The sequence below is a fragment of the Niveispirillum cyanobacteriorum genome (assembly GCF_002868735.1).
GTDB lineage: Bacteria > Pseudomonadota > Alphaproteobacteria > Azospirillales > Azospirillaceae > Niveispirillum > Niveispirillum cyanobacteriorum.
On the sequence record NZ_CP025613.1, the window covers coordinates 627,787 to 652,800 of the forward strand.

23 protein-coding genes are annotated in these 25,014 nt (G+C 63.0%); 13 read left to right on the forward strand and 10 right to left on the reverse strand.

Features of this window, described 5'->3' with window-relative positions; genetic code table 11:
* The first annotated feature begins 26 nt into the window (after positions 1-26).
* From C0V82_RS23640 to C0V82_RS23650, 3 genes are all read left to right on the forward strand, one after another.
* Positions 27-1,649, forward strand: coding sequence for a DUF5597 domain-containing protein (locus tag C0V82_RS23640; protein ID WP_102114874.1), 1,623 nt, complete (start codon positions 27-29; stop codon positions 1,647-1,649).
* 54 nt (positions 1,650-1,703) lie between these two features.
* Complete coding sequence (locus C0V82_RS23645) at positions 1,704-4,604, forward strand: glycoside hydrolase family 31 protein (RefSeq protein ID WP_245924292.1); 2,901 nt, start codon at positions 1,704-1,706, stop codon at positions 4,602-4,604.
* A 69-nt stretch (positions 4,605-4,673) separates the two neighbouring features.
* The gene (locus C0V82_RS23650) at positions 4,674-5,381 is read left to right on the forward strand and encodes a GDSL-type esterase/lipase family protein (protein WP_102114875.1); all 708 of its coding nucleotides are present in this window, start codon (positions 4,674-4,676) and stop codon (positions 5,379-5,381) included.
* On the opposite strand, the gene C0V82_RS23655 is transcribed toward C0V82_RS23650, so the two are convergent.
* Positions 5,378-5,788, reverse strand: coding sequence for a VOC family protein (locus tag C0V82_RS23655; RefSeq protein WP_211107963.1), 411 nt, complete (start codon positions 5,786-5,788; stop codon positions 5,378-5,380). The genes C0V82_RS23650 and C0V82_RS23655 overlap by 4 nt on opposite strands.
* A gap of 162 nt (positions 5,789-5,950) precedes the next feature.
* Positions 5,951-6,550 (reverse strand): PAS domain-containing protein, encoded by a 600-nt coding sequence (locus C0V82_RS23660; RefSeq protein ID WP_158660164.1) that lies wholly within the window; start codon positions 6,548-6,550, stop codon positions 5,951-5,953.
* Positions 6,551-6,683: 133 nt separating this feature from the next.
* Here C0V82_RS23660 and C0V82_RS23665 point away from each other — a divergent pair, with 133 nt between their 5' ends.
* On the forward strand, positions 6,684-7,232 hold the full coding sequence (locus C0V82_RS23665) for a tetratricopeptide repeat protein (RefSeq protein ID WP_158660165.1): 549 nt from the start codon (positions 6,684-6,686) through the stop codon (positions 7,230-7,232).
* A 26-nt stretch (positions 7,233-7,258) separates the two neighbouring features.
* Here C0V82_RS23665 and C0V82_RS23670 read toward each other — a convergent pair whose 3' ends face one another.
* Positions 7,259-7,477 (reverse strand): (2Fe-2S)-binding protein, encoded by a 219-nt coding sequence (locus tag C0V82_RS23670; RefSeq protein WP_245924293.1) that lies wholly within the window; start codon positions 7,475-7,477, stop codon positions 7,259-7,261.
* A 192-nt stretch (positions 7,478-7,669) separates the two neighbouring features.
* Between C0V82_RS23670 and C0V82_RS23675 the strand changes: the two genes are divergently transcribed.
* Entirely contained in the window at positions 7,670-8,029 is a 360-nt protein-coding gene (locus C0V82_RS23675) for a helix-turn-helix domain-containing protein (RefSeq protein WP_102114880.1), read from the forward strand.
* A 78-nt stretch (positions 8,030-8,107) separates the two neighbouring features.
* Here C0V82_RS23675 and C0V82_RS23680 read toward each other — a convergent pair whose 3' ends face one another.
* From C0V82_RS23680 to C0V82_RS23700, 5 genes are all read right to left on the reverse strand, one after another.
* Positions 8,108-8,812 carry an alpha/beta fold hydrolase gene (locus C0V82_RS23680; RefSeq protein WP_102114881.1) on the reverse strand — a complete coding sequence of 235 codons (705 nt, stop codon included), beginning with the start codon at positions 8,810-8,812 and terminating at the stop codon, positions 8,108-8,110.
* Positions 8,813-8,925: 113 nt separating this feature from the next.
* A complete protein-coding gene (locus C0V82_RS23685) occupies positions 8,926-10,146 on the reverse strand; it encodes an AMP-binding protein (protein ID WP_102114882.1) in 1,221 nt (406 codons plus the stop codon).
* 26 nt (positions 10,147-10,172) lie between these two features.
* The gene (gene pyp / locus C0V82_RS23690) at positions 10,173-10,562 is read right to left on the reverse strand and encodes a photoactive yellow protein (RefSeq protein ID WP_102114883.1); all 390 of its coding nucleotides are present in this window, start codon (positions 10,560-10,562) and stop codon (positions 10,173-10,175) included.
* A 106-nt stretch (positions 10,563-10,668) separates the two neighbouring features.
* Positions 10,669-11,505: an S-formylglutathione hydrolase gene (fghA, locus tag C0V82_RS23695; protein ID WP_102114884.1), complete on the reverse strand. Its 837-nt coding sequence runs from the start codon at positions 11,503-11,505 to the stop codon at positions 10,669-10,671.
* 2 nt (positions 11,506-11,507) lie between these two features.
* Entirely contained in the window at positions 11,508-12,617 is a 1,110-nt protein-coding gene (locus C0V82_RS23700) for an S-(hydroxymethyl)glutathione dehydrogenase/class III alcohol dehydrogenase (RefSeq protein ID WP_102114885.1), read from the reverse strand.
* A gap of 139 nt (positions 12,618-12,756) precedes the next feature.
* On the opposite strand from C0V82_RS23700, the gene C0V82_RS23705 reads away from it, so the two are divergent.
* From C0V82_RS23705 to C0V82_RS23725, 5 genes are all read left to right on the forward strand, one after another.
* Complete coding sequence (locus C0V82_RS23705; protein WP_102114886.1) at positions 12,757-13,635, forward strand: LysR family transcriptional regulator; 879 nt, start codon at positions 12,757-12,759, stop codon at positions 13,633-13,635.
* A 159-nt stretch (positions 13,636-13,794) separates the two neighbouring features.
* Entirely contained in the window at positions 13,795-15,369 is a 1,575-nt protein-coding gene (locus C0V82_RS23710; protein WP_158660166.1) for a PAS domain-containing sensor histidine kinase, read from the forward strand.
* A gap of 130 nt (positions 15,370-15,499) precedes the next feature.
* Complete coding sequence (locus tag C0V82_RS23715) at positions 15,500-16,570, forward strand: saccharopine dehydrogenase family protein (RefSeq protein WP_102114888.1); 1,071 nt, start codon at positions 15,500-15,502, stop codon at positions 16,568-16,570.
* 87 nt (positions 16,571-16,657) lie between these two features.
* Positions 16,658-18,160, forward strand: a complete 1,503-nt coding sequence (gene amaB, locus C0V82_RS23720; RefSeq protein ID WP_102114889.1) for an L-piperidine-6-carboxylate dehydrogenase — start codon at positions 16,658-16,660, stop codon at positions 18,158-18,160.
* A gap of 65 nt (positions 18,161-18,225) precedes the next feature.
* On the forward strand, positions 18,226-18,669 hold the full coding sequence (locus C0V82_RS23725; RefSeq protein WP_102114890.1) for an Lrp/AsnC family transcriptional regulator: 444 nt from the start codon (positions 18,226-18,228) through the stop codon (positions 18,667-18,669).
* On the opposite strand, the gene C0V82_RS23730 is transcribed toward C0V82_RS23725, so the two are convergent.
* Both C0V82_RS23730 and C0V82_RS23735 read right to left on the reverse strand, forming a co-directional pair.
* Entirely contained in the window at positions 18,659-19,444 is a 786-nt protein-coding gene (locus C0V82_RS23730; protein WP_102114891.1) for an FAD binding domain-containing protein, read from the reverse strand. The genes C0V82_RS23725 and C0V82_RS23730 overlap by 11 nt on opposite strands.
* A gap of 4 nt (positions 19,445-19,448) precedes the next feature.
* The gene (locus C0V82_RS23735) at positions 19,449-19,925 is read right to left on the reverse strand and encodes a (2Fe-2S)-binding protein (protein WP_102115176.1); all 477 of its coding nucleotides are present in this window, start codon (positions 19,923-19,925) and stop codon (positions 19,449-19,451) included.
* A gap of 175 nt (positions 19,926-20,100) precedes the next feature.
* On the opposite strand from C0V82_RS23735, the gene C0V82_RS23740 reads away from it, so the two are divergent.
* The 3 genes from C0V82_RS23740 to C0V82_RS23750 all read left to right on the forward strand — a co-directional run bounded on the left by C0V82_RS23740 (position 20,101) and on the right by C0V82_RS23750 (position 25,012).
* A complete protein-coding gene (locus C0V82_RS23740; protein ID WP_102114892.1) occupies positions 20,101-22,158 on the forward strand; it encodes a S9 family peptidase in 2,058 nt (685 codons plus the stop codon).
* Positions 22,159-22,328: 170 nt separating this feature from the next.
* Positions 22,329-22,937, forward strand: a complete 609-nt coding sequence (locus tag C0V82_RS23745) for a glutathione S-transferase family protein (RefSeq protein ID WP_102114893.1) — start codon at positions 22,329-22,331, stop codon at positions 22,935-22,937.
* Positions 22,938-22,954: 17 nt separating this feature from the next.
* Positions 22,955-25,012: a 2Fe-2S iron-sulfur cluster-binding protein gene (locus C0V82_RS23750; RefSeq protein WP_211107962.1), complete on the forward strand. Its 2,058-nt coding sequence runs from the start codon at positions 22,955-22,957 to the stop codon at positions 25,010-25,012.
* The last annotated feature ends 2 nt before the right edge of the window (positions 25,013-25,014 follow it).

The window sequence follows — 25,014 nt, forward strand, 5'->3', positions numbered from 1 at the left end:
CGCACCCGCCCCCGAACGGAGCCGTGATGCCTGTTTCCCGCTTTTCCCGCCTGCTGGCCGTCGGTCTGCTGTCGCTTGCCCTCTCCACCGGCCCGGCCCTGGCCGCCGATGCCCCGCTGCCGCGTATGGTCAGCGAACAGGGGCGCCATGCCCTTCTGGTTGATGGCAAGCCATTCCTGATCCTGGGCGCGCAGGTCAATAATTCCAGCAATTATCCCGCCGCCTTGCCCGCTGTCTGGCCGGCAGTGAAGGAGGTGGGGGCCAACACGCTGCAGGTGCCCATCGCCTGGGAACAGATCGAGCCCAAGGAAGGGCAGTATGATTTCAGCTTTGTCGATCACCTGCTGGATCAGGCCCGCGCCAACAACGTGCGGCTGATCCCGCTCTGGTTCGCGACCTGGAAGAATAACGGCCCGAACTACGCGCCCGCCTGGGTCAAGCTGAACAATGACCGCTTCCCGCGCGTAGTGGAAGCCAAAGGCATCATCCGCAATTCCCTGTCGCCACATGGCAAGGAAACGCTGGAGGCCGACAAACGCGCCTTCGCCGCCCTGATGCGCCACCTGAAAAAGGTGGACCCGCAGCGCACGGTGATCATGGTGCAGGTTGAGAATGAGGTTGGCACCTATGGTGCCATCCGCGACCATGGTCCGACGGCGGAAAAGCTGTTCAACGGCCCGGTTCCCGCCGACCTGATCAAGGCCATGGGCAAGAAGCCGGGCAAATGGCGGGATGTGTTCGACAAGGACGCGGACGAGTTCTTCCACGCCTGGCATATCGGCCGCTTCTGCGACGAGGTGGCGGCGGCGGGGAAGCGGGAATATGACCTGCCCATGTATGTGAACGCCGCCCTGCGTGACCCGTTCAAGGACCAGGACCCCTATACCTATTCCGCCGGCGGGCCGACCTGGAACGTGCTGGATATCTGGAAAGCGGCGGCGCCCGGCATCGATTTCCTGGCGCCCGACATCTACATGGCTGAGTACGCCCCCTATGTTACGACGCTGGAACAATATGGCCGGCCCGACAATGCCCTGATGGTGGCAGAGATGGGCAGCAAAGCTGTCTATGCTCGCTACCTGTTCGCGGTGCTGGGCCGGCAGGGTATCGGGTACAGCCCGTTCGGCCTGGATTATACCGGCTACGCCAACGCGCCCCTGGGTGCGGAAAAAATCACGCCGGAAACCCTGGCCCCGTTCACGCTTGCCTATCGCGCCGTCACCCCCATCGCCGACCTGATCGCCGAGAAAAGCCTCAAGGGCAAGGTCTGGGGCGGGGCAGAGCCGGAAGCCGTGCATGCCGAACAGATCACCCTGGGTGATGCGCCCTGGAAGGTGGAACTGTCCTATGGGCTGGGTCAGTTCGGGATGGACAAGCCGCCCGGCAACCCCGTGCCCAAGGGCGGGGCCGTGATCATCGAAATGGCGAAGGATGATTACCTGATTACCGGCGTGCATGTTCGTGTGGATTTCCAGAGCATGCGCGATGGCCGTGGCCGCATCTTTGACCGGGTAGAGGAGGGGCGGTTTGTCAACGGCTCCTGGGTCGTGGACCGGGTGTGGAATGGTGACCAGACCGACTACGGGCTGAACCTGACCGACCGCGCGCAAATCCTGCGCGTCACACTGGCAACATATCCGACCAAGTGAGGGGCGAAGGCCCCCTCCAACGACATTGGCAGTTTGTTAGGGAGATAGAGACGCATGAAATTCCGATCCATGATGCTGGCCCGTGCCGCCCTGTTGCCGCTGTTGCTGCTGGCCGGGTGCGATGGCGGGCCCAAATCCGGCAATGACAAAGTGGCACAGGCCGTCCAGCCGGGTGCCGTGCAACAGACCCAGGATGGTCTGGTCGCCACCCTGTCATCCGGCCCGGTGAAGAAGCTGCGTCTGCAGGTCATCAATGACCGCACCATCCGCGTCACGGCGGTACCGACCGACAGCCTGGATATCCCGGCCAGCCTGATCACCGTGGCCAGCCCCGCCAATGGTGGCTTTACGCTGGAGCAGGATGGCAAGGTCGCCCGGCTGAAGACCCCGCAACTGACGGCGGAACTGACGTTGGCCACCGGCACCGTCCGCTTCCTGGACAAGGCGGGCAACCCACTGCTGGCCGAGAAGGACCGGGGTACCATCGCGCCTGTGAAGGTGCTGGACCGCGACTATTACACAATCAGCCAGACCTTCAACCCCGGCAGCGATGAGGCGTTTTATGGCCTCGGCCAGCATCAGAATGGGGTGCTGAACTGGAATGGCGAAGACCTGCGCCTGGCCCAGCACAATATGGACATCGCGGTTCCGTTCGTCGTGTCCAGCCGCAATTATGGCGTGCTGTGGGACAATAACTCCATCACCCGGTTCGGGGTGCCGCATGACTATGCCGATCTGGATGGCACGCTGAAGCTGTTCGACAAGGACGGCAAGGAAGGGGCACTGACCGCCACCTATACCAAGGATGGCGAGGCCAAGCTGGTTCGGCGCGAGGCCAAGATCGACTGGCGCGACCTGGATGATCTGTTGAACTGGCCCGCGGAAGTGGGCGGCAACCGCCGCCCCGACAAGACCCGCGACACGCCGGGTCAGAAGGTCACCTGGGAAGGCAAGATCAGCACCGATAAGGCAGGCACCCACAAGTTCCAGCTTTATTCATCGGGCTATGCCACCGTGTTTGTCGATGGCAAGGAAGTCATCCATCGCTGGCGCCAGAACTGGAACCCCTGGTTCCATAATTTCGAGGTGGCGCTGGAAGCCGGCAGGCAGCATGACATCCGCATCGAATGGCAGCCCGATGGCGGCTATATCGGTGTGTCGCACCAGGACCCGCTGCCGGATGCCGAGCGCCACGCCCTGACCCTGTCATCGGAGGTTGCCAACGCGTTGGATTACTATGTCATCGCGGGTGACGATATCGACGGCGTCATTGCCGGTTACCGGCAATTGACGGGCAAGTCGGTGATGCTGCCGCGCTGGGCCTATGGTTTCTGGCAGAGCCGGGAGCGGTACAAGACCCAGGATGAAGTGGTCGGCACCGTCAAAGAATACCGCAAGCGCGGTATCCCGCTGGATAACATTGTGCTGGACTGGAACTATTGGCCTGAGGATGCGTGGGGCAGCCACGACTTCGACAAGGCCCGTTTCCCCGATCCCGCCGGCATGGTGCAGGAGGTTCACAAGCTGAACGCCCGCTTCATGATCTCCGTCTGGCCGAAATTCTATCCCAATACGGAGCATTACAAGGAGCTGGACGCCAAGGGCTATATCTATCGCCGCAATGTGGAGAAGGGGGAGCGGGACTGGATCGGCGAGGGCTATCTGAACGCCCATTATGATCCCTACAGCCAGGAGGCGCGGGACATCTATTGGCGGCAGATGCGCGACAAGCTGAACGTGCTGAAGGTCGATGCTTGGTGGCTGGACAACACCGAACCGGACGTCCATTCCAACCTGCCGATCGAGGAGGTGAAGCTGCGCATCGGGCCGACGGCCATGGGGCCGGGGGCAGCCTACTTCAACTCCTACCCCCTGATGCAGACCAAGGCGGTGTATGAGGGCGAGCGCCGCGATGATGGCGGGCAGCGCAGCTTCATCCTGACCCGGTCGGGCTTTGCCGGACAGCAGCGCCATGGCATGGCGGTCTGGTCGGGCGACGTGGTGTCCCGCTTTGTTGATCTGGAACATCAGATCGCGGCGGGCATCAATACCTCGCTGTCAGGCCTGCCCAACTGGACAACCGATATTGGCGGCTTCGCGCTGGAAAAGCGGTTCGAGGCACAGCCGATGAAGGCCGAGGATCAGGCGGAATGGCGCGAGTTAAACCTGCGCTGGTTCCAGTTCGGGGCGTTCAGCCCGCTGTTCCGGTCGCACGGGCAGTTCCCACTGCGCGAGATCTACAATATCGCGCCGGAAGGGTCGGATGTGTACCAGTCAATGGTCTGGTACACCAAGCTGCGTTATAGCCTGCTTCCCTATATTTACACCCTGGCCGGCGACACCTGGCACAAGGACGGGACCATCATGCGCGCCCTGGCGCAGGATTTCCCCGCCGATGCCAAGGTGAAGGATCTGGGCACACAATATCTGTTTGGCCCCAGCATCCTGGTGTCCCCCGTCTATACACAGGGCGCCACCACCAAGGCCGTCTATCTGCCCGCTGGCGCCAACTGGGTGAATTTCTACACCGGTGAAAAGCTGACGGGTGGGCAGGAGGTGACGGTGGATGCACCGTTGACCCGCATTCCGCTGTTTGTGCGGGAAGGGGCGATCATCCCGACCGGCCCGGCGGTACAGTCCACGGCGGAGAAGCAGGACGGTTCGCTGCTGATCAATATCTATGCCGGGGCCGATGGTTCCTTCGACCTGTATGAGGATGAAGGCACCACCTATGGCTATGAAAAGGGTGAGTTCAGCCGCATCAAGCTGTCCTGGAACCAGGCCAGTGGCGAACTGACCATCGCCGACCGCCAGGGTTCGTTCCCCGGCATGCCGGAAAAGCGCACCATCCGTGTGCGTTGGATCGACGGCCAGAACACCAAGGCTGCTGACTTCAACGTTAAGGGTGAGCGCGAACTGGTGTATGACGGCAAGCAGGTTATCGTGAAGCGTTAAGCATAATGGCGTAGGTCAGGGTGTGGGCTGTTGCCCCCGACCTGACCTACGCTTTTTCAGGGGATTACCATGAACCGCCGCCACCTGCTTGCCACCGCTCCGCTGTTACCAATGCTGGCCGTGACACAGGCGGGTGCTGCGGAGCCGGTGCAGGCGCTGGACTGGGCCAATCGCGCCCGCTATGCCGCCGCCAACACCGCCGACAAGGCGCTGCCCGCCGACAAGCGGCGCGTGGTCTTCATGGGGGACAGCATTACGGAGAACTGGGCGCGCCCCGAACATGACGGAGCATTCTTCCCCACACACGGCTTCATCGGCCGCGGAATTTCCGGGCAGACAACGTCACAGATGCTGCTGCGCTTCACGCCCGATGTGCTGGAACTGGCCCCGCGCGCCGTCCATATCCTGGCCGGCACCAACGATGTCGCCGAAAATGGCGGCACCTATGACCCGGCCCTGACCCATGACAATCTAGCCGCCATGGCGTCGCTGGCCAAGGCAGCGGGGATAAAGGTCTTCATCGGGTCGGTGCCGCCCGCGCGTGATGTCTATTGGCGCAAATCGGTGGGTGACCCGACGGAACGTATCCTGGCACTGAATACCTGGATCGCCGTCCTCTGCCGTGACCAGGGCCACACCTATATCGATTACTGGCCGGTCCTGGCCGATGCGAACAAGGGCCTGAAGGCGGAACTAGGCCTCGACCCGGTGCATCCCAACCGCGCCGGCTATCTGGCCATGGGGCCGGTGGCGCTGAAAGTTTTGGCTGGTATTTAGGCAGGCGCCTTCAGTTCCACATTGTTGCCCTCCGGATCGGTCAGGTAGATCGACAGCCCTTCGCCGCCCGCTCCATACCGCTCCCCCGTGGTGCCGATACTGACGCCATGGGCGGTCAGGTGGGCGCGGATGTCCGCATCGTCGAAGCGGCTGATCTCCAGGCAGAAATGCTCAAGGTTCCGGCCCTCTACGCCAGGGCCGGCGCCGCCCATGCGGCCAAGAGTGCCATCCAGCGGCACCAGATCGATCAGGCTTCGCCCTGCGCGCAGCTGATAAAGCCCGATCTCCGCCTGCACCTTCTCCAATGAGCAGCCCAGGACATCGCGGTAGAAGCCGATCATCCGTTCGACATTTCGTACCCGCAGGACGATATGGTCCAGCCCCAGAAGGTCAAAAGGCGGTGCCATCACAACTCTCCACATGCCTGGATACAGCCACTTAGGTCGTCCTACACTTGATCGCCTCGTTGGGCCCATCAAGGGGATAGAGTCTGTTTAATGGAAGTGATTGGGAGACAAAGCATCAATTCATAAATGTTGATGACAGGATATCATCTTCTAGAAACGGCGCTACAGAACGCGGCCTGATCCCAGGCCGTCGATGGCTGCCCGGCATTCGCTGTCCTCCAGCAGCCGTGCGGACAGCAGACCATCGGCATCCGCCCCTGCCAGTACCGCCGCACCCGGCGGCGGATCGAACACCCGGACCATGCCCATCACCTGTGTCGCGGGCTCTCCCGCCCGCACCGCCACGGGCAGCAGCAGCCGGTTGAATCCGCGCCAGCCCTTGCCCACCGGCACCAGAAACCCGCGATAGAGCAGGGGAAGGCCGCCATCCAAGGTGCGGTGGAACAGGGCGCTGCGGCCCGGCACGCTGTGCGGTGCGATCATTTGATCCAGGAACTGGCCGGTCCCGTCATTCCCGAACAGATCGCGCATCCGCGTGCCCGACAGGCGGCAGCGCAGCCGGTCGCCCAGCCGTTCATAGATGAACATGAAGGGCAGGATCGACCGGGGCAGGTCGCACGGGTCCATCTGTGCCCGCGCCGGCAAGGCACCGCCATTGGCGGCACGGGCCTGACACCAGTGGCGCAAGAGGGCCAGCATCCCGCGATCTGTAGTCAGGGCCGCCAGATCCGCATCGATAGTGTTTTCCCAACCCGGCTGCATGCCCATCCCTGTATGTCTTAGCAACAGCTTATGCGCGAGCAGGGCGTGTCAGCAAACAAACAATCAAGCAGGCGACGCGGCGGGCCAGCGTGATAGGATCATCATGACGGCCCGTTCCTGCCCGAGGATGAAGATGATCCGCCGCTTTCCCCTGTCCTGCCTTGCCCTGTCGCTTCTGCTGGTCCTGCCGGGCTGCCTGACCCCGCGCTGGGCGCAGCCGGTGAACCCTTTCATGAATGATGACAGTGACCGGGGACGCGCCGCGCTGAAGGCCAGGGACTATGTCATGGCGTTGGAGTTCTATGGCAGGCTGGTGGACGAGGACCCCGAAAACATGACGGCCCGGTATCAGCTTGCCCTGGTCAATCAGGAGGTCGGGCGCCTGGACGACGCTTACGGCCTTTATCGTATCGTCTATGTATCCGGCAGCGAGGATGACACGCCGCTGCTGAATGGCGGCAGCACGGAGGAGCCATTGTTTCAGTCCGCCGAACGGCAATTGATGCTGTTGAGTGGCCGGCTGGGCAAGGACACGGAACTACGCGATATGCAGGCCGAACGCGCCCGCCGCATCGCAGCGGAACAGGCTCAGAAGGAAGCCGCCAAGAAAAAGGCGGAGCAGGAGGGGGCACCCGCCGCCACCGGCTGTTCCATCCGCAATATCGGTATCTGCCCGCATTGACCGGCGGACACGGAGACTTTCAGGCCTTATTCGGCGGCAATGGCCGGGGCCATGTGAACGTCGCAATTAGCCGCCTTGGTTTCGCCCACCATCTCCCGGATTGTGGTGAAGCAGCGGCCACATTGCGGGGTCTTGCCACAGGCCTTGAACACACTGGCTATGCTGCTGGCCCCGTCCTCAACAGTCCGGCGTACCGTCTTGCAGTTGATGGCATTGCAGATGCAGACATACATGATCGGTGCCAAACCTTGGACCAGTGTGTGATGATCATTAGTTACTGCAAATCAGTCGCATATTCCAGAAGAAAATGCGAATGCATCGCAGGTGCGACATGCAGCCATAATAATTTCCATAATGAATATTATCGATTTTTTTTGTTGTAGGGGGGTGGATTCTATTTTGAAGTGCGACTCCCCTTTATAATCAGATGGTTAGCAATGGAGGCTGCCATGGGAGAGCACTATTCGCACCTGAGTTTGGCGGAACGGCGCCGGATTGACGAGATGTTCCAGGCGTCGATCCCAGTTCGGGAGATTGCGGCGCGGCTTGGCCGGCATCGCGGGACGATCCATCGTGAGATCAACCGGAACTTTTACCACACCTCTTTCCGGGACCGGTTTGGCAACGACTACCGTGGTTACTTCTGCATGACGGCAAATGCGATGGCCAAGCATCGGCGGCGATCTGGCCGGGTGAAATTGCTGCGGCATCCGGCCCTTCTGGCGCATGTGGTGGCGAAGCTGCATTCGGGCTGGCCAACGCGGCAGAAGCGTTCAGCAGCAAGCTGGCTGCTATAAAGCGAAATGATTACAATGCACTGCAACCAAGTCGCACTTCAGTGTGAATCCAACGATACCAACAAAGTCGCCGCCCCCTTATGACAGCCACTTCCTCAGCGCCTCGTTGAAATCAACGGGTTCCTCTGCGGGTGCCATGTGGCCGGCCTGCTCGATAATCGACAAACGCGAACCCGTAATCGCCGCTGCGATGTCCTGATGCTGATCAACCGGCGACCAGCGGTCATCGCGACCGACGATCACGGCGGTGGGACAGGTGATTGTGGGTAGGACCGGTGCCGCATCAGGACGGTTCAACAGGGCGTTGATCTGGGCCTCATAGATGGCCACGCCGGCATCGACGCACATAGCCCGCAAGCTAGCAAAGAGTTCCAAGTCATCGGCATGGGACGGTCCGATCATCGGTGGCAGCCACTGATCAATCATCGCCCCCGCCCCGGCACTACGGCCCAGGTCACGCAGGGCAAAGCGCTTTTCGGCTTCTCCGGGGCGGACCGGATGCACGCCTGTATCGGCCAGGGCCAGGCGCGCCACCCGTTCCGGTGCGCGCCGGTAAAGTTCCAGCGCAACCCGCGCGCCCATCGAATGGCCCAGCAGGGCACACCGTGCGGGCATGCGGGCCAGGACATAGTCAACCATGGCCTCAATATTGTCGGCCCCGCCATAAAAGCCATTGATACATTGGCCTTCGAAGGCACGGATCTGATGGCCGAACATCCGGCTGTCACACATCAGTCCGGGCAGGATGACCAGCGGCGCGTCACAAACGACAGGGGCAGACATTGGCAATCCTTTACGGGTTTACACTGCAAGTGATGGCACATTGGCGCCGCCCGCCGCTAATCGCTTTTGCCCCTCGCCGATAAGCTTTGGCTAACCGTCACCTGCCCGTTCTTTTACCAATCGCTCAGCTTGCCAAGCGCTGATGTCGGCAAGGCGGGTCCGAAGGTCCAGCTTTTAGGCCTCTCCTCAGGCTGCAAATTCATCGTTGCCCAGTCAGTCAGGCGGGCTTGCAGGCATTCAATGTCCTTGGTGCTCACCGGCACGATAAAGGCTTTCAGGCGCAGACCGTCGCTGATCGTCATGGACCGCACGACCGCCTCGGTCACATCGGGGTGCTGACGCAGGCAGGCTGCCACCTGTTCAGGAAAGACGTTGACGCCCCCCACCTGTACCGCGCTATCGCGACGGCCCCGCAGGCGGAACTGCCCTTCTCCCGATAGCTCCACCCGGTCAAGCAGGTCTTGCCCCTGCCCTTGCCAATCCCGGTCAAGCCGGCTACCGTCCGCCGATATGGACAATCCCTCCAGTAGAGTGAACGGCTCATCAGGGCGGCAGCGCCAGCCGATGCCCGCCGTCTCGCTGGAACCGTAAATCTCTGTCAGCGACAGGCCCCGTCCGATCAGTTCCGCGAAAAGGTCGGGCGCAAGCGGCCCGGTGGAACATAGTCCGGCCCGGCCCGTCAGGTCGGCGGGGCCGGTGCGCGCGATCAAGGCCCATTGTTCGGGAACGGCCACCAGCAGGTCACCTGCTTCCATCTCCGCTGCCACCCGGCCCGGCATGCGTCCGCGCGCATCCACGAAGGATATGTCGAGAAAGCGGGGCAGCAGAATGGTGAACAGAAAGCCGTATATATGATGGCACGGCACCATCCCGATCACCCGCCGCACCGGCCCCAGGTGCCGGGCCTGCGCCCGGATTTCGGCCTCAAGCCCGGACAGCGCGTGACGGCAGGGCTTTGGCGTGCCCGTGCTGCCGGACGTGTGAAAGGTCAGCTCCGCATCGAAGACCGACAGGCCACGGGCCGCAATCTGCGTCCAATCGCCCAGACGGCGATGCATCAGCAGATAGTCCTCGATCCCTGAACGGTGGAGGTGCAGCGCTTCCGTCAGACCGGTCGCCACTGTCACCAGTTCCAGGCTGTCCATGCCAAGGCCACCGGGACCGATTTCCATATCCTGCTGCCAACCGGCGGGTGGCGGCAAGCGTTCGCCAGGGCGAAGTCGGACAAGATCACCTGCGACCTTATCAGCGATGAAGCGCTGCAGGCTGTCCCCAGCCTGCCACCAAGGAGCGGTTTCCGCATCGGTGCGCGGTACTGCAAGCGTCGATGTCATGGAAACCACCCCCGGTGAAAGACGGCTCAGAGCCGCTTCACGAAGACCCAGTAGCTGTCGCCAACCAGGGCCTTCTTCATATGAACCTTCACCTTGGTGGGCTTCATATTATAATCGAACGTGTACTCGATCATCGTGTTCAGATTGCCGGACTTCACGCCGGCATCAAAGGCACCCTTGAAGGCGGCGGTGTTGGTGCAGGGGGCCACTTCTGTAAAGAAGCTCTTGCCAATCACGGCCTTAGGGTCGCGCCCGGTGATCGCCCCTTCAGCGGCATTATATTGCAGGATGCGGCCTTCCGAATCCAACTGCACAGCGCCGAAGGCCAAGCCATCGATCTCGGTGGACGACATTTTCGACATGACATTCTCAATGTCAGCCTTGCCGAACTCGACGAGTTGGAAATCATTCAACATGGTTTGCTGTCCTGTCCGATCATTGCCTGCCTGGAAAATCAGGCGTGCTGAGAACTGGCTCAGGACAGCTCTCCTTCAATGGGCATAGGCATTATGGCCTATCCAATTACAGCCGCGCGGCGTGCCAGCGAAGATGGTCTTCAATGAAGCTGGAGATGAAATAGTAGGAATGATCGTAACCTTCCTGCAGGCGCAGGGTCAGGGCGATCCCGGCCTTGGCGCAGACATCGGCCAGCAGTTGTGGGCGCAGCTGGTTATCCAGGAACCCGTCCGCCGTTCCCTGATCAACCAGGATTTCCGGCACCCGCGCCCCATCCTCGATCAGCGCCACGGCATCATGCCGACGCCATGCCGTCTGGTCACCGCCCAGATAGGCCGGAAAGGCTTTCTGTCCCCACGGCACCTGCGCCGGCGCCACGATGGGCGCGAAGGCAGAAATCGATTTGAACCGGCCCGGATAACGCAGGGCCACGGTCAGGGCACCATGCCCACCCATGGAATGGCCGGTGATGCCCTGCCGGCCCATGTCGACGGGGAAATGCGCGGCCACCAGGGCCGGCAGTTCTTCCGTCACATAGGTCCACATCTTGAAATGCGGTGCCCAGGGTGCCTCCGTCGCATCAACATAGAAGCCCGCCCCCTGGCCCAAGTCCCAGCCGGCATCATCGGCCACGCCCTCGCCACGTGGGCTGGTGTCGGGGCAGACGATGATAAGGCCCAGTTCCGCCGCCCAGCGCCGAAACTCCCCCTTCTCCGTCACATTCGCATGGGTGCAGGTCAGGCCCGACAGGTACCAGACGACGGGGCAATTGGCCCCGCCGAGCGCCTGTGGCGGAGTGAAGACGCTGAACACCATTGGCGTGCCGGTGGCGGTGGAGGTGTGGCGATACACAGCCTGCACGCCGCCATGGGACCGGGTAGTGGAGACGGTTTCAAGGGTCATGATCAATAGACCACAACGCTGCGGATGCTCTCACCTGCATGCATCAGGTCGAAACCCTTGTTGATCTCTTCCAGGGTCAGGACGTGGGTGATCATCGGGTCGATCTCGATCTTGCCCTGCATGTACCAGTCAACGATCTTCGGCACGTCGGTGCGGCCACGCGCGCCGCCAAAGGCCGACCCCTTCCAGACGCGGCCCGTGACCAGCTGAAACGGACGCGTCGAAATCTCCTTACCGGCCTCCGCGACGCCGATCACCACCGACACGCCCCAGCCACGGTGGCAGGCCTCCAGCGCCTGACGCATCACGATCGTATTGCCCGTGCAGTCGAACGTGTAGTCAGCACCACCCTCGGTCAATGCCACCAGATGCTGGACGATATCGCCCTCGATCTTCTGCGGGTTGACGAAATGGGTCATGCCGAAGCGCTGACCCCATTCGGCCTTGCGGTCATTGATATCGACGCCAATGATCTTGTCGGCCCCTACCATGCGGGCCGCCTGGATGACATTCAGGCCGATCCCGCCCAGGCCGAAGACCACCACATTGGAACCCGGTTCCACCTTGGCCGTATTGGTCACGGCACCGACGCCCGTGGTCACGCCGCAGCCGATATAGCAGGAGGACTGGAACGGCGCGTCCTCCCGGATCTTGGCGACCGCGATTTCAGGCAGGACCGTGAAGTTGGAGAAGGTGGAGCAGCCCATATAGTGATAGATGGGCTGGCCCTTATAGCTGAACCGCGTCGTGCCGTCGGGCATCAGGCCCTTGCCCTGCGTGGCGCGGATGGAGGTGCACAAGTTGGTCTTGCGCGACAGGCAACTTTTGCACTGTCGGCATTCCGGAGTGTACAGCGGAATGACATGGTCGCCGGGCTTCAGGCTGCTGACCCCTGCCCCCACTTCGCGCACAATCCCGGCCCCTTCATGGCCCAGGATAGAAGGGAAGATGCCTTCGCTGTCGAACCCGTCCAGCGTATAGGCATCGGTGTGGCAGATGCCCGTCGCCATGATCTCGATCAGCACCTCGCCCGCCTTCGGGCCTTCCAGGTCCAGTTCGACGATTTCCAGCGGCTTCTTGGCCTCGAAAGCGACGGCGGCGCGGGTCTTCATGGCGGTCTTATCCGGTCAGGGGTCATAAAAGGGTTCGCCCGGCGAGGGTCGCACGGACAGGTCGGAGGCGACAATAGCTTGAAAGCCCTGGCAACGATCATGCATTTTGGCAAATGATTATTGCTGTGTGAGAACAATCATGGGCTCCTGGGACGGGATCGACAGTTTCATCGCCGTCTGTGAAACGGAAAGTTTTTCCGCCGCGGCAACCCGCCTGGGCGTCTCCACCTCCCATGTCAGCCGGGAGGTGGCACGGCTGGAGGATCGGCTGCAGGTCCGCCTGCTCTACCGCACCACGCGCCGGGTCAGCGTCACCGATGCCGGGCGCACCTTTCTGGAACGCTGCCGTCGGCTGGTGGAGGAACGGGAGGAAGCGTTCGCCACCGTCAGCGAAAGCGACGGTGCCGCGCGCGGCCATCTGCGCCTCACCTGTTCCATCGCCTATGGCGAACGCTTCATAGTGCCCCTGGTCAACCGCTTTCTGCTGACCCATCCGCAACTGTCGGTCACCATCGATCTGACCAACCGGCTGACCGATCTGGTGGGTGAAGGGTTCGATCTGGCGGTGCGAACCGGCACCAGCCTGGATGACAGCCGCCTGATCGCCGTACGTCTGGCATCACGCCGCCGCTATCTCTGTGCCGCACCCGCCTATCTGGAACGGCATGGTCCACCGGGCAGCCTGGATGATCTGGCCCGCCACCAATGCCTGATGGGCACCGCTGATCTCTGGCATTTCGAGGATCAAGGCCGGCAGGTCTCATTCCGGCCCGGCGGCAGCTGGCGTTGCAACAGCGGATTTGCCGTGCTTGACGCCGCACGCCAGGGCCTGGGCTTATGCCAGCTACCGGACTTCTATGTGGAAACGGAACTGGCGACCGGAACATTGGTCAGCCTTCTGGACCATCACCGCCCGCCGGACGAGGGGATCTGGGCGGTTTATCCCCATCGCCGCCACCTGTCGCCCAAGGTTTCGCTGCTGGTGGAGTACCTGAAATCCCATGTGGGTCGGCTGTGACATTTATAGGGAGTACCACCCAAACATCAGCCACTTTTGATAAAACATGGTCTAATATAATAGTAGAAACAGAGTCCTAGGACCATCGGCAGGATTGACGGAAAAGTCCGGTCGCTGATGATGGCACGTCTTCTCCCCATTTTCCGCGGGAAACCCGACTTGACCGGCACCATGCAGCATCTGACCGCCGATAGTCTGGCGGGGGAACGGCACCTGCGCGTGCTGATCGAAAGCGTGCATGACTACGCCATCTATATGGTTGACCCCAACGGCATCGTAGTCAGTTGGAATGGCGGAGCGCAGCGCTTCAAGGGCTATCGCGCCAGTGAAATCATCGGCCAGCATTTCTCACGCTTTTTCCGGGCGGAGGATGTGCGTGACGGGCTTCCCGCCCGCGTGCTCGCCACAGCACTTACAGAGGGACGGTTTGAGGCCGAAGGCTGGCGCGTGCGCAAGGATGGTGGCCATTTCTGGGCCAGCGTGGTGGTCGAACCGGTGCGTGACGACGACGGGACCCTGATCGGTTTCGCCAAGGTCACCCGCGACATCACCGAACGCCGTCAGGCGCAGCAGGCGCTGGAGGAAGCGCGCGAGGCCCTGTTCCAGGCACAGAAGCTGGAAACCGTGGGTCGGCTGACCGGTAGCGTGGCGCATGATTTCAACAACCTGCTGCAGGTGATCGGCAACAGTCTGGAACTGGTTTCCGCCCGCCTGCCCCCGGACCTGCCGGATGTGCAGCGCCATATGGCGACGGCGCGGTCGGCGCTGGAAACCGCTGGGGCCGTCACACAGCGGCTTCTGGCCTTTGCCCGGCGTCAGCCATTGCAGCCCGAAGCCGTCGATCTGAACGCTCTTGCCCGTGGCATGGCCGACCTGGTCCGCCGGTCGGTGGGGGAGGATGTGCTGCTGCGCCTTGATCTGACCGACGATATCTGTTCCGCCTGGGCCGACCCGCATCAGGTGGAAAGCGGTATCCTTAACCTCGCCGTCAATGCCCGTGATGCCATGCCCAACGGCGGTACCCTGACCATTGCCACCCGCATGCGCCATATCGACCGTGCCGCCGCCGCCGCTAACGAGGTGGAGGAAGGCGAGTATGCCAGCCTATCGGTGGCCGATACCGGTATCGGTATGTCGGCGGAGGTGCTGGCCCGCGCCGTCGAACCCTTCTTCACCACCAAGCCCGTTGGCCATGGCACTGGCCTGGGCCTGTCGCAACTGTACGGGTTTGCGCGGCAATCGGGTGGCTTCCTGACCCTGGATAGCCGGGAGGGATACGGGACGAAGGTGACCCTGCTCCTGCCCTGTCATACCGAATCAGCTGCCGAGCCAGCGGTGGAGAAAGGGCCGGCGGCGGAGCCCGAAGCCCCGTCATCGATCTACCGCCTGCTGCTGGTGGAGGATGAGGTGCTGATCCGGCTTGTCCTGGCCGAGGCGCTGGAGGAACAAGGGCATGTGGTGCATCAGGCAGGCAATGCCGATGCGGCCCTGGACATCCTCTCGGACCATCCGGACATTCAGTTCCTGGTGACCGACGTCGGCCTGCCCGGCACCAATGGACGGCAATTGGCGGAACTGGCGCTGGGCCGATGGCCGGGGCTGAAAGTGTTGTTCCTGACCGGCTATATCGACCGGGCCGACACCTCCCGCCTGCCCCCCGGCACCCAGATGCTGACCAAGCCGACCAGCATCGATGCCCTGCTGGCCAAGCTGCGGCAGATGGCGGCGGGATAGTCGGCGTTTCGCTGGCCAATCCTGCGAAACGCCGTCAATTACCCTGCATATCGACAGATCGCCGCCTTCCGATCGGCGGCGCCGGGCGGCACCATTCCCCGTAAACACCTTTCGGGAAACGGGGAGCAATATGAAGAACATCCTGCTGCTGGGCGCCGGTAAGATCGGCATCGCCATCACCCTGCTGCTGCGCCGCACCGGTGATTACGCCGTGACGGTCGCCGACCACAGCGCCGATGCCCTGAAGCGGTTCACCGACCTGGGCGTGGACACGGTGCAGTTGGACATTAATGACGGTGCCGCCCTGCGCAAGACCATGGCAGGCAAGTACGCGGTGCTGAACGCCCTCCCCTTCCACACCACCTCCACCGTCGCCTATGGCGCCTATGATGCCGGCATCCATTATTTTGACCTGACCGAAGATGTGGCCAGCACACGCGTGGTGAAGGAAGTGGCCGCCAAGGCCGGCAGCGCCTTTGTCCCGCAATGCGGTCTGGCCCCCGGCTTCGTCTCCATCGCCGCCCATGGTCTGGCCGCCGGCTTTGACAGTCTGCGCGATGTGCAGCTGCGCGTCGGCGCCCTGCCCCGCTATCCCACCAACGCCCTGAAATATAATCTGACCTGGTCCACCGACGGTCTGATCAATGAGTATCTGAACCCGTGCGAGGCGGTGCAGGATGGCAAGAATGTCGAACTGCCGCCCCTGGAAGATCTTGAGGAGTTTGTGCTGGAAGGTGTCGCTTACGAGGCGTTCAACACCTCGGGCGGCCTGGGTTCTTTGACCGAGACCTTGGCCGGCAAGGTGGAGAACCTGACCTACAAGTCAGTGCGCTATCCCGGCCACTGCGCCATCATCAAGCTGCTGGTGGAGGACCTGCGTCTGGCCCGCCGCCGTGACCTGCTGAAGGAAGTGCTGGAAGAAGCCCTGCCCATCACCATGCAGGATGTGGTGCTTGTCTTCTGCACCGTCAGCGGCAAGCGTCATGGCCGCCTGGAACAGGAAAGCATCGTCCGCCACATCCATGGCGAGGAAGTCGAAGGCCATTTCCTGTCGGCAATTCAGATGAGCACGGCCGCCGGCATCTGCGCCATGCTGGACCTGCAAGCCACCGGTCACCTGCCGTCCAAGGGCTTCGTCCGTCAGGAGCAGATGCCGCTGGACCTGTTCCTTTCCAACCGTTTCGGAAAGGTCTATGCGTGAGGCGAACCGGGGGAGGGTGCAGCAACCTCCCCCGGTTTCTAAAAAGCACAAACACGCAGCGTCCATTCCACACCGGAGTCACACCCCATGTCCGCCACCGCCGCCCTTCTGGACCGTCTTGGCATCGCTCATCTCGTCACGGAGGGGGATATCGTCTCTCGCTCCCCCATCGATGGCTCCCGTTTGGGGGCCGTGAAGGCTCATAGCGCCGCCGAGGTTGATGCCGTATTGGCCCAGTCCGCCGCCGCCTTCAAGGCCTGGCGCACCGTTCCCGCCCCCCGCCGGGGCGAACTGATCCGTCTGTTTGGTGAGGTACTGCGGGAGCACAAGGCCGACCTGGGCGCTCTGGTGACGCTGGAGGCCGGCAAGATCGTTCAGGAAGGCCTGGGCGAGGTGCAGGAGATGATCGATATCTGCGACTTCGCGGTGGGCTTGTCGCGGCAGTTGCACGGTCTGACCATCGCGTCCGAACGCCCCCGCCACCGCATGGTGGAAACCTGGCAGCCGCTGGGCCCTGTCGCCATCATAACCGCCTTCAACTTCCCAGTGGCCGTCTGGGCCTGGAACGCGGCCCTGGCATTGGTCTGCGGCGATCCGGTGATCTGGAAGCCATCGGAGAAGACCCCGCTGACGGCCCTGGCGACCCAGGCCCTGTTCGAAAAGGCCCTGGCCCGCTTCGGTGACGCTCCCGAAGGATTGTCCCAACTGCTGTTTGGCCTGCGTGAAGTGGGCGAACAGATCGCCGCCGATCCCCGCGTGCCCCTGGTCAGCGCCACCGGCTCCACCCGCATGGGTCGCGAAGTCGCTCCAGTGGTCGCGAAGCGCTTTGGCCGTTCCATCCTGGAACTGGGCGGCAACAATGCCATGATCGTGACGCCGTCGGCGGACCTGAGGCTGGCCGTGCGCGCCATCCTGTTCGCCGCCGTCGGCACCGCCGGTCAGCGCTGCACCACCCTGCGCCGCCTGATCGTGCATAATGATTGCTATGACAAGGTCGTGTCGGCGGTGAAGACGGCCTTTGCCGCCATTCAGCCGGGTGATCCGCGCCATGCGGGCACCCTGATGGGTCCGCTGATCGACAAGGCCGCCTTTGATGCCGTGACCAAGGCGCTGGATGCCGCCAAGGCCCAGGGTGGCACCGTCCATGGCGGTGGCCGTGCCCTGGCCGACACCTTCCCCGATGCCTGGTACGCCTACCCTGCCATTGCGGAGATGCCGGCCCAGACGGAGATCGTAAAGCACGAGACCTTCGGCCCCATTCTCTATGTCCTGCGCTACAGCGACTTCGAGGAAGCCGTGGCCATGCAGAACGACGTGCCGCAGGGCCTGTCGTCCAGCATCATCACACGCGACCTGCTGGAGGCCGAGCGCTTCCTGGCCCCCGATGGCTCCGACTGCGGCATCGCCAATGTCAATATGGGCCCCAGCGGTGCTGAAATCGGCGGTGCCTTCGGTGGTGAGAAGGAAACCGGTGGTGGCCGCGAAAGCGGTTCGGACAGCTGGCGGCAATATATGCGCCGCCAGACCTCGGCCATCAATTACGGCACCTCCCTGCCGCTGGCCCAGGGGATTGAGTTCCCGGAGCTGTGATAGGATGCAGGGCGGGTGGGTAACCATCCGCCCCGACCTGTATTCCCGTTCTACCAAGGCCCCCAATGGACGCCACTGACGCTCAACAGGATGCCGTTGATACGGCCCTGCTCGCCCTTCTGAAGGCCAATGCCCGTGAACCGGCGGCATCGCTGGCGCGTAAATTGGGGCTGGCCCGGTCGTCGGTGCAGGCCCGCATCGCGCGGCTGGAACGGTTAGGTATCATCCAGGGCTATACGCTGCGTCAGGATCCGGGCAGCAGTCGGCTGATCCGCGCCTATGTCCTGCTTTCCACCAACCCCAAGATGCTGTCCCGCATCGTGGCGGAGGTGAAGCGGATCACGGAGGTGGAAAGCCTGTCCGCTATCTCCGGCACCTACGACATGATGGCCGTCATCGCGGCCCAGTCGGTTCAGGATATCGACCGCGTTCTGGACCTGCTGGGTCAGGTCCAGGGTATCGAACGCACCATGTCGTCCCTGGTCCTGTCGGATAAATTCAGGCGATAGAACGCCGGGCGAGAACCGCCACCAAATGAGCGCGATACGCTGCGTCGGCATGCATGTCGCTGTTCAGGCCGTCTGCATCCAGCACCAGCCCGTCCAACGCATCGGCACTGAACCGCCCGGTCAGCGCCGCCTCTGCCGCGTCCCACCGGAACACCGATGCAGCGGCCCCCGTTACCGCCACCCGCACCGCGTCGCCACGCTGGGCGACGAACACGCCCGCAATGGCATAGCGGCTGGCCGGATTGGGAAATTTGGCATAGCGGGCATGGGACGCTGCGGGGAAGAAGACGGATGTCACGACTTCACCGGGCAGCAACGCCGTCTCAAACAGACCGGTAAAGAACTGCCCGCCTGCGATATCCCGCCGGTCGGTGCGGATGACCGCATCCAGCGCCACAACCGCCGCTGGATAATCCGCCGCCGGATCGGCATTGGCGATGGACCCGCCGATGGTCCCGCGGTTGCGCACTTGGGGATCGCCGATATGGGCCGCCAGATCGGCCAGCCCCGGCAACACCGCGCGAACCACATCGCTACCGGCCACGGCGGCATGCGTCGCCATGGCCCCGATGCGGACCCCGTCCCCCTCCGCCGCAATCTCCCGCAATCCGGGAACGGCGGACAGATCCACAAGGGATGTCGGCATGGCCAGGCGCTGCTTCAGGGTCGGGATCAGGGTCTGGCCCCCGGCCAGGGCCTTGGCATCCTCATCCCCCGTCAACAGTTCGACCACATCGGACAGGGTGGCGGGACGGTGATAATCGAACCCGTACATGGCCTCACCCTTCTCGCATGGCCTGCGCGCCGGCGCGCACGGCCTTGACGATATTCTGATACCCGGTGCAGCGGCAGAGATGGCCCTCCAGACCGTCGCGGATCGTCGCCTCCTCCAGGTCAGGCGCCGTGCGGGCCAGCTCAATCGCCCCCATCACCATGCCCGGCGTACAGAACCCGCATTGCAGACCATGGTGCTCCCGGAACGCCGCCTGCATCGGATGCAGCGCCCCGTCCTGGCCCGTGATCCCCTCAATGGTCAGCACGTCGGTCCCATCGGCCTGAACCGCCAGCACCGCACAGCTTTTCACTGACGCCCCATCCAGATGCACCGTGCAGGCCCCGCACTGGCTGGTATCACACCCGATATGGGTGCCGGTCAGCCCCAACTCATCCCGCAGCAACTGCGACAGCAGCAGACGCGGGTCCACCTCCCGGCTCAACCGGACGCCATTGACGGTCAGGGTAATCGCGACGGACATCATGCCCCCATCAATCTCTTGGCCCTTATCTGTGCCGCCGTTGGTCACTGCGTCAAGCGGCTGCATACCCCGACACAATTGTCACCGCTTCGTAACAGGCTTGTTACAGCCCTATCGGGCTACCCCCATCGCTGGCATCCTGCGCCCCAAAATCCTGTCGGACGGAGGATAAGAAATGCGTTTTGGGTCTTTCGCGCGTGTGGGTCTGCTGCTGGGGGCGGCGTCGGTGGCGTTTGCCGCGCCGGTCATGGCCCAGGAAAAGAAGGTGATGACCGCCACGGACATGTGGGGGCTGAAGCGGGTAGCTTCGCCCGCCCTGTCACCTGACGGCAAGGCAGCCGTCGTGTCGGTTTCCGTCTTCGACTTGAAGACGGATAAGCGCGCCGCCGACCTCTGGCTGTTTCCGGTCGATGGCGGCCCGGCGCGGCAACTGACCACCGATCCGGCGGCAGAAGCCGATGCGGTGTGGAGCCCGGATGGCAAATACATTGCCTTCACCGCCAAACGCGACGATGACAAGGCCCCGCAGATCTATGTCCTGCCCGTCGGCGGGGGTGAGGCCAAGCGGGTGACGACTGTCCCCACCGGTGCCCGCACGCCGAAATGGCTGGCCGATGGTAAGGGCCTGGTCTTCATGAGCCGCGTCTGGACCGACCTGTCCACCTGGGATGATCAGGCCAAGCGCCTGAAGGACCGGGAAGAGACCAAGATGACGGCCAAGGTCTGGGACAAAGCGCCCATCGCCTATTTCGACCATTATCTGGACGACCGCGAAAACCATCTCTATGCCACCGACATTGATGGTGCCGCCCCGCGCGCCATTACGCTCGGCTCCGGTGTGTCGGTGCAATATAACGAAGGCGGCGCGCCGTTCGATATCTCGCCCGACGGCAAGGAAATCGCCTTCCCGGTCAATGTCGACAAGGTCGGCAACCGCCCCAATATCGACCTTTTCACCATCGCCGTGGCCGGCGGTGCTGCCACCAACATCACGCCTGACAACAAGACCGGGCCAGACAGCAACCCCGTCTATTCGCCCGACGGCAAGTCGCTTGCCTATAATCAGCGCACCATTTTCGGCTTCTATGGCGAAAATGCGAAGCTGATGGTGCGCGACCGGGCCACGGGTGCCACGCGCAACATCACCGACGGATTTGACCGCTCGGCCAGCGACTTCTCCTGGACAGATGACAGTGCCGCGCTTTATGGCGCGGTCGATGATGCCTCCGTCCAGCGTGTCTATCGCTATGATCCCAAGGGTAAAGACAAGCCGCGCCGCATCACCGATGGCTCCACCGGCGACGTGACCGATGTGGAAGTGGCCGGCAAATCGCTGGTGGCCCTGCGCCAGTCGATCAGCGCGCCCGCCGAACTGGTTGCCATCGACGCGAAGTCCGGCAAGGTCCGCGACATCTCTGCCGCCAATGCCCAGGCCCTGGCCGGGTTCCAAATGGGCAAGGTGGAAAGCGTCACCTACAAAGGCGCCAATAACGCCGACATCCAGATGTGGGTGGTCTATCCGCCCAATTTCGATCCGACGAAGAAATATCCCGCCATGATGCTGGTCCATGGCGGCCCGCATAATGCCATCACCGATGCTTTCAGCTACCGCTGGAACGCCCAGGTCTTCGCCGGCTGGGGCTATGTTGTCACCTGGCATAATTTCCACGGGTCCAGCGGCTTTGGTCAGGCCTTTACCGACAGCATCAATCCCGAATGGGGGGAGGTGCCCTATCAGGACACGATGAAGGCTGCCGACTGGCTGGCCGCCAAGCCCTTCATCGACAAGGACCGTATGCTGGCCGCCGGTGCGTCTTATGGCGGTTACCTGACCAGCTTCATCCTGGGCCGCGAACATCCGTTCAAGACGCTGGTCATCCATGCCGCCGTCTATAATCTCTATACCCAGTACGCCGCTGATTTCAGCGGTTCTCAGGCGCGGTTCAAGGAGTTCTGGGACGATCAGGCCAATATCGCCCGCAATTCCCCGCATATGCAGGCCGGCAAATTCAAGACGCCGACCCTGGTCCTGCATGGCGAACAGGATCTGCGCGTGCCCATCAATCACGGTATCGAGCTGTTCAACACCTTACAGCGCCGGGGCGTGGAAAGCCGTCTGGTCTATTTCCCCGACGAGAACCACTGGGTCCTGAAGCCGCAGAACAGCGTCTTCTGGTACAGTGAGGTGGAGCGCTGGACCAAGGCGCATGTGACGCCGGGACCGGCCAACTAAGCTGACGATCCAAGGGCGGGGCCGAAAGGTTCCGCCCTTTTTGCTGGTGGATTATTTCTCCAGATGAAATAATGAACTGCCCAGTCAGCGGATTAACGTCACCACCTTCATGATCCATTCTCCCCTGGAAGGCCGGGACCGCCGGCCCCATGAAACCAGGGATCAGAACCATGAAGCTCCATTACCATCCCCTGTCGGGCAATGCCCACCGCGCCCGCCTGTTCCTGTCGCTGCTGGCCCTGCCGCATGAACTTGTAGAGGTCGATCTGATGGCCGGCGCGCATAAGCGCCCGGAATTCCTGGCCCTGAACCCGTTCGGACAGGTGCCGGTGCTGGAGGATGGCGACGTGGTCATCCCCGAAAGCACCGCCATCCTGATTTATCTGGCAAAGAAGCAGGGCGGGGCCTGGCTGCCGGAGGATGCGCAAGGTGCCGCCGCTGTTCAACGCTGGCTGGCCGTCGCATCGGGTGAAGTGGCCTATGGCCCCGCCGCCGCCCGCCTGATCAACCTGCTGGGTGCCAAGTTCAACGCAGAGGAAGTGATCGCCCGCGCCCACACCCTGCTGGCCCGACTGGAGGCACATCTGGATGGCCGCGACTGGCTGGTCGGCACCCGCCCGACCATCGCCGATATCGCCATCTATTCCTACGTGGCGCGCGCGCCGGAGGGTAATGTCGATCTCGTGGCCTATCCGCGCGTCAAGGCCTTTCTAGCCCGGATCGAGGGGCTGCCCGGCTTCGTGCCGTTCGTATCCACGCCCGTGGGTCTGTCCGCCTGACCCGGTACCCCAAAGCGATGGAGGGGATGATGACCGGCAAACTGCCCGTCTGGCATGAAGGTGAAACCGCGCTTCAGGAAAAGTTGGGCGTGGCCGCGCGGATGCAGGATGTGGGGAAGCGGGTGATCCGCGACTTCATGCCCCAGCAGCATCGCGACTTCTATGCCCAGGTCCCTTTCATCGTGGCCGGGTCAGTGGATGACAGGGGCGATGCCTGGGCCACGCTGCTGGCTGGTGGGGCGGGGTTCATCACCTCGCCCACCGCCACACGGCTGGATATTCAGGTGCCGGTGAACCCGCAGGACCCGGCCAGTTCCGGCATGAATACCGGTGACGCCATCGGTCTGCTGGGGATCGAACTGCACACCCGCCGGCGCAACCGCGTCAACGGCATCATCCGTGCGGCCCATCCCGGCCTGCTGCGGTTTGAGGTGGATCAGAGCTTCGGCAATTGCCCGCAATATATTCAGCTGCGCGACGTCGCCTTAGCCCGCGACCCCACCGAGCCCTTCACGGGTGACGTGCGGGAGGGCGACCAGATCGACGCTAATGCCCGCGCCGTGATTGAGGCGGCGGACACGTTCTTCGTCGCCTCCTACGCCGATCGGGGTGGGCACCGTCAGGTCGATGTTTCCCATCGCGGCGGCAAGGCGGGCTTTGTGCGTGTCGGTGATGACGGCACCCTGACCATCCCGGATTTCGCCGGCAACCTGTTCTTCGCGACCCTGGGCAATATCCTGCTGAACGGCAAGGCGGGGCTGGTCTTTGTCGATTTCACGACCGGCGACATGCTGCACATGACGGGTGATGCCGCCCTGATCCTGGACGGGCCGGAGATTGCGGCCTTTCAGGGGGCCGAACGGCTTTGGACCTTCCGCGCCCGCCGCGTGGTGCATCGCCCGGCGGCCCTACCCCTGCGCTGGTCTTTTCAGCCACAGGGCTGGTCACCCAATTCCCTGATGACGGGTGATTGGCAACAGGCGGCGGACCGGCTGCGAGCCGCCGACCTCTCCACGCAATGGCGTCCCTTCACGGTGGCCCGTATCGTGGAGGAGTCGGCGACCATCCGTTCCTTCCACCTGCTGCCCGCCGACGGGGCTGGTCTGCTGCCGCATCTGGCGGGACAACATCTGCCCATCCGCCTGACCCTGCCCGGCAGCGACAAGCCACTCATCCGCACCTACACCCTGTCGGTAGCGCCGTCTGATGGCTATTACCGGATCAGCGTTAAGCGTGACGGCCTGGTCTCCCAGTACCTGCACGACCATGTCCGCCGGGGTGACCGGATTGAGGCCCGCGCGCCCGCCGGTGCCTTCACCATCAATGCGAGCGAGCAGCGGCCAGCCGTGCTGCTGGCCGCCGGGGTTGGCATCACGCCCATGCTGGCCATGCTGCGCCACGTGGTTTACGAGGGGCTGCGCACCCGCTCCATCCGCCCCACCATCCTGTTCCAGGCCGCCCGCAGCACGGCCGAACGGGCATTCGATCGCGAACTTTCCGATCTGGTTGCGGCAGCGGGCGGTGCCGTGCGGGTCATCCGGGTGTTAAGCGATCCCGACGATGCCATGCAGGGCCGCGATTATGATGTCGCGGGCCGCATCGACACCGCCCTGCTGAAGCAGCACCTGTCCTTCAACGATTATGATTTCTACCTCTGCGGCCCACCCGCCTTCACCCAGGCGCAGTATGACGGTCTGCGCGCCTTAAGCGTCGCCGACCACCGCATCCATGCCGAAGCCTTCGGCCCCTCCTCCTTGACCCGTACCACCGACAGCGCCAAGCCGGCGACACCGCAGCCACCGCCCGCCACCACCCCGGTCCCCGTGGCCTTCACCGCCTCGGCCAAGGAGGCGCGCTGGACACCCGGTTCCGGCACCTTGCTGGAACTGGCGGAGGCACGCGGCCTGTCCCCGGAATTCAGCTGCCGTGGCGGCACCTGCGGCAGTTGCAAGACCAGGCTGCTGGCCGGTGCCGTCAGCTACCTCAAGGAACCCACCGCCCCGCGCGCACCTGATGAAGTGCTGATCTGCTGCGCGGTCCCCAGCGGTGATCAACCCATACAACTCGACCTCTGACC

Excerpts from the sequence above, each read along its gene's own strand:
- C0V82_RS23640 (WP_102114874.1), top strand. The coding sequence starts at position 27 with ATGCCTGTTTCCCGCTTTTCCCGCCTGCTGGCCGTCGGTCTGCTGTCG.
- C0V82_RS23645 (WP_245924292.1), top strand. The coding sequence starts at position 1,704 with ATGAAATTCCGATCCATGATGCTGGCCCGTGCCGCCCTGTTGCCGCTG.
- C0V82_RS23650 (WP_102114875.1), top strand. The coding sequence starts at position 4,674 with ATGAACCGCCGCCACCTGCTTGCCACCGCTCCGCTGTTACCAATGCTG.
- C0V82_RS23655 (WP_211107963.1), bottom strand. The coding sequence starts at position 5,788 with ATGGCACCGCCTTTTGACCTTCTGGGGCTGGACCATATCGTCCTGCGG.
- C0V82_RS23660 (WP_158660164.1), bottom strand. The coding sequence starts at position 6,550 with ATGCAGCCGGGTTGGGAAAACACTATCGATGCGGATCTGGCGGCCCTG.
- C0V82_RS23665 (WP_158660165.1), top strand. The coding sequence starts at position 6,684 with ATGATCCGCCGCTTTCCCCTGTCCTGCCTTGCCCTGTCGCTTCTGCTG.
- C0V82_RS23675 (WP_102114880.1), top strand. The coding sequence starts at position 7,670 with ATGGAGGCTGCCATGGGAGAGCACTATTCGCACCTGAGTTTGGCGGAA.
- C0V82_RS23680 (WP_102114881.1), bottom strand. The coding sequence starts at position 8,812 with ATGTCTGCCCCTGTCGTTTGTGACGCGCCGCTGGTCATCCTGCCCGGA.
- C0V82_RS23685 (WP_102114882.1), bottom strand. The coding sequence starts at position 10,146 with ATGACATCGACGCTTGCAGTACCGCGCACCGATGCGGAAACCGCTCCT.
- pyp (WP_102114883.1), bottom strand. The coding sequence starts at position 10,562 with ATGTTGAATGATTTCCAACTCGTCGAGTTCGGCAAGGCTGACATTGAG.
- fghA (WP_102114884.1), bottom strand. The coding sequence starts at position 11,505 with ATGACCCTTGAAACCGTCTCCACTACCCGGTCCCATGGCGGCGTGCAG.
- C0V82_RS23700 (WP_102114885.1), bottom strand. The coding sequence starts at position 12,617 with ATGAAGACCCGCGCCGCCGTCGCTTTCGAGGCCAAGAAGCCGCTGGAA.
- C0V82_RS23705 (WP_102114886.1), top strand. The coding sequence starts at position 12,757 with ATGGGCTCCTGGGACGGGATCGACAGTTTCATCGCCGTCTGTGAAACG.
- C0V82_RS23715 (WP_102114888.1), top strand. The coding sequence starts at position 15,500 with ATGAAGAACATCCTGCTGCTGGGCGCCGGTAAGATCGGCATCGCCATC.
- amaB (WP_102114889.1), top strand. The coding sequence starts at position 16,658 with ATGTCCGCCACCGCCGCCCTTCTGGACCGTCTTGGCATCGCTCATCTC.
- C0V82_RS23725 (WP_102114890.1), top strand. The coding sequence starts at position 18,226 with ATGGACGCCACTGACGCTCAACAGGATGCCGTTGATACGGCCCTGCTC.
- C0V82_RS23730 (WP_102114891.1), bottom strand. The coding sequence starts at position 19,444 with ATGTACGGGTTCGATTATCACCGTCCCGCCACCCTGTCCGATGTGGTC.
- C0V82_RS23735 (WP_102115176.1), bottom strand. The coding sequence starts at position 19,925 with ATGTCCGTCGCGATTACCCTGACCGTCAATGGCGTCCGGTTGAGCCGG.
- C0V82_RS23740 (WP_102114892.1), top strand. The coding sequence starts at position 20,101 with ATGCGTTTTGGGTCTTTCGCGCGTGTGGGTCTGCTGCTGGGGGCGGCG.
- C0V82_RS23745 (WP_102114893.1), top strand. The coding sequence starts at position 22,329 with ATGAAGCTCCATTACCATCCCCTGTCGGGCAATGCCCACCGCGCCCGC.
- C0V82_RS23750 (WP_211107962.1), top strand. The coding sequence starts at position 22,955 with ATGGAGGGGATGATGACCGGCAAACTGCCCGTCTGGCATGAAGGTGAA.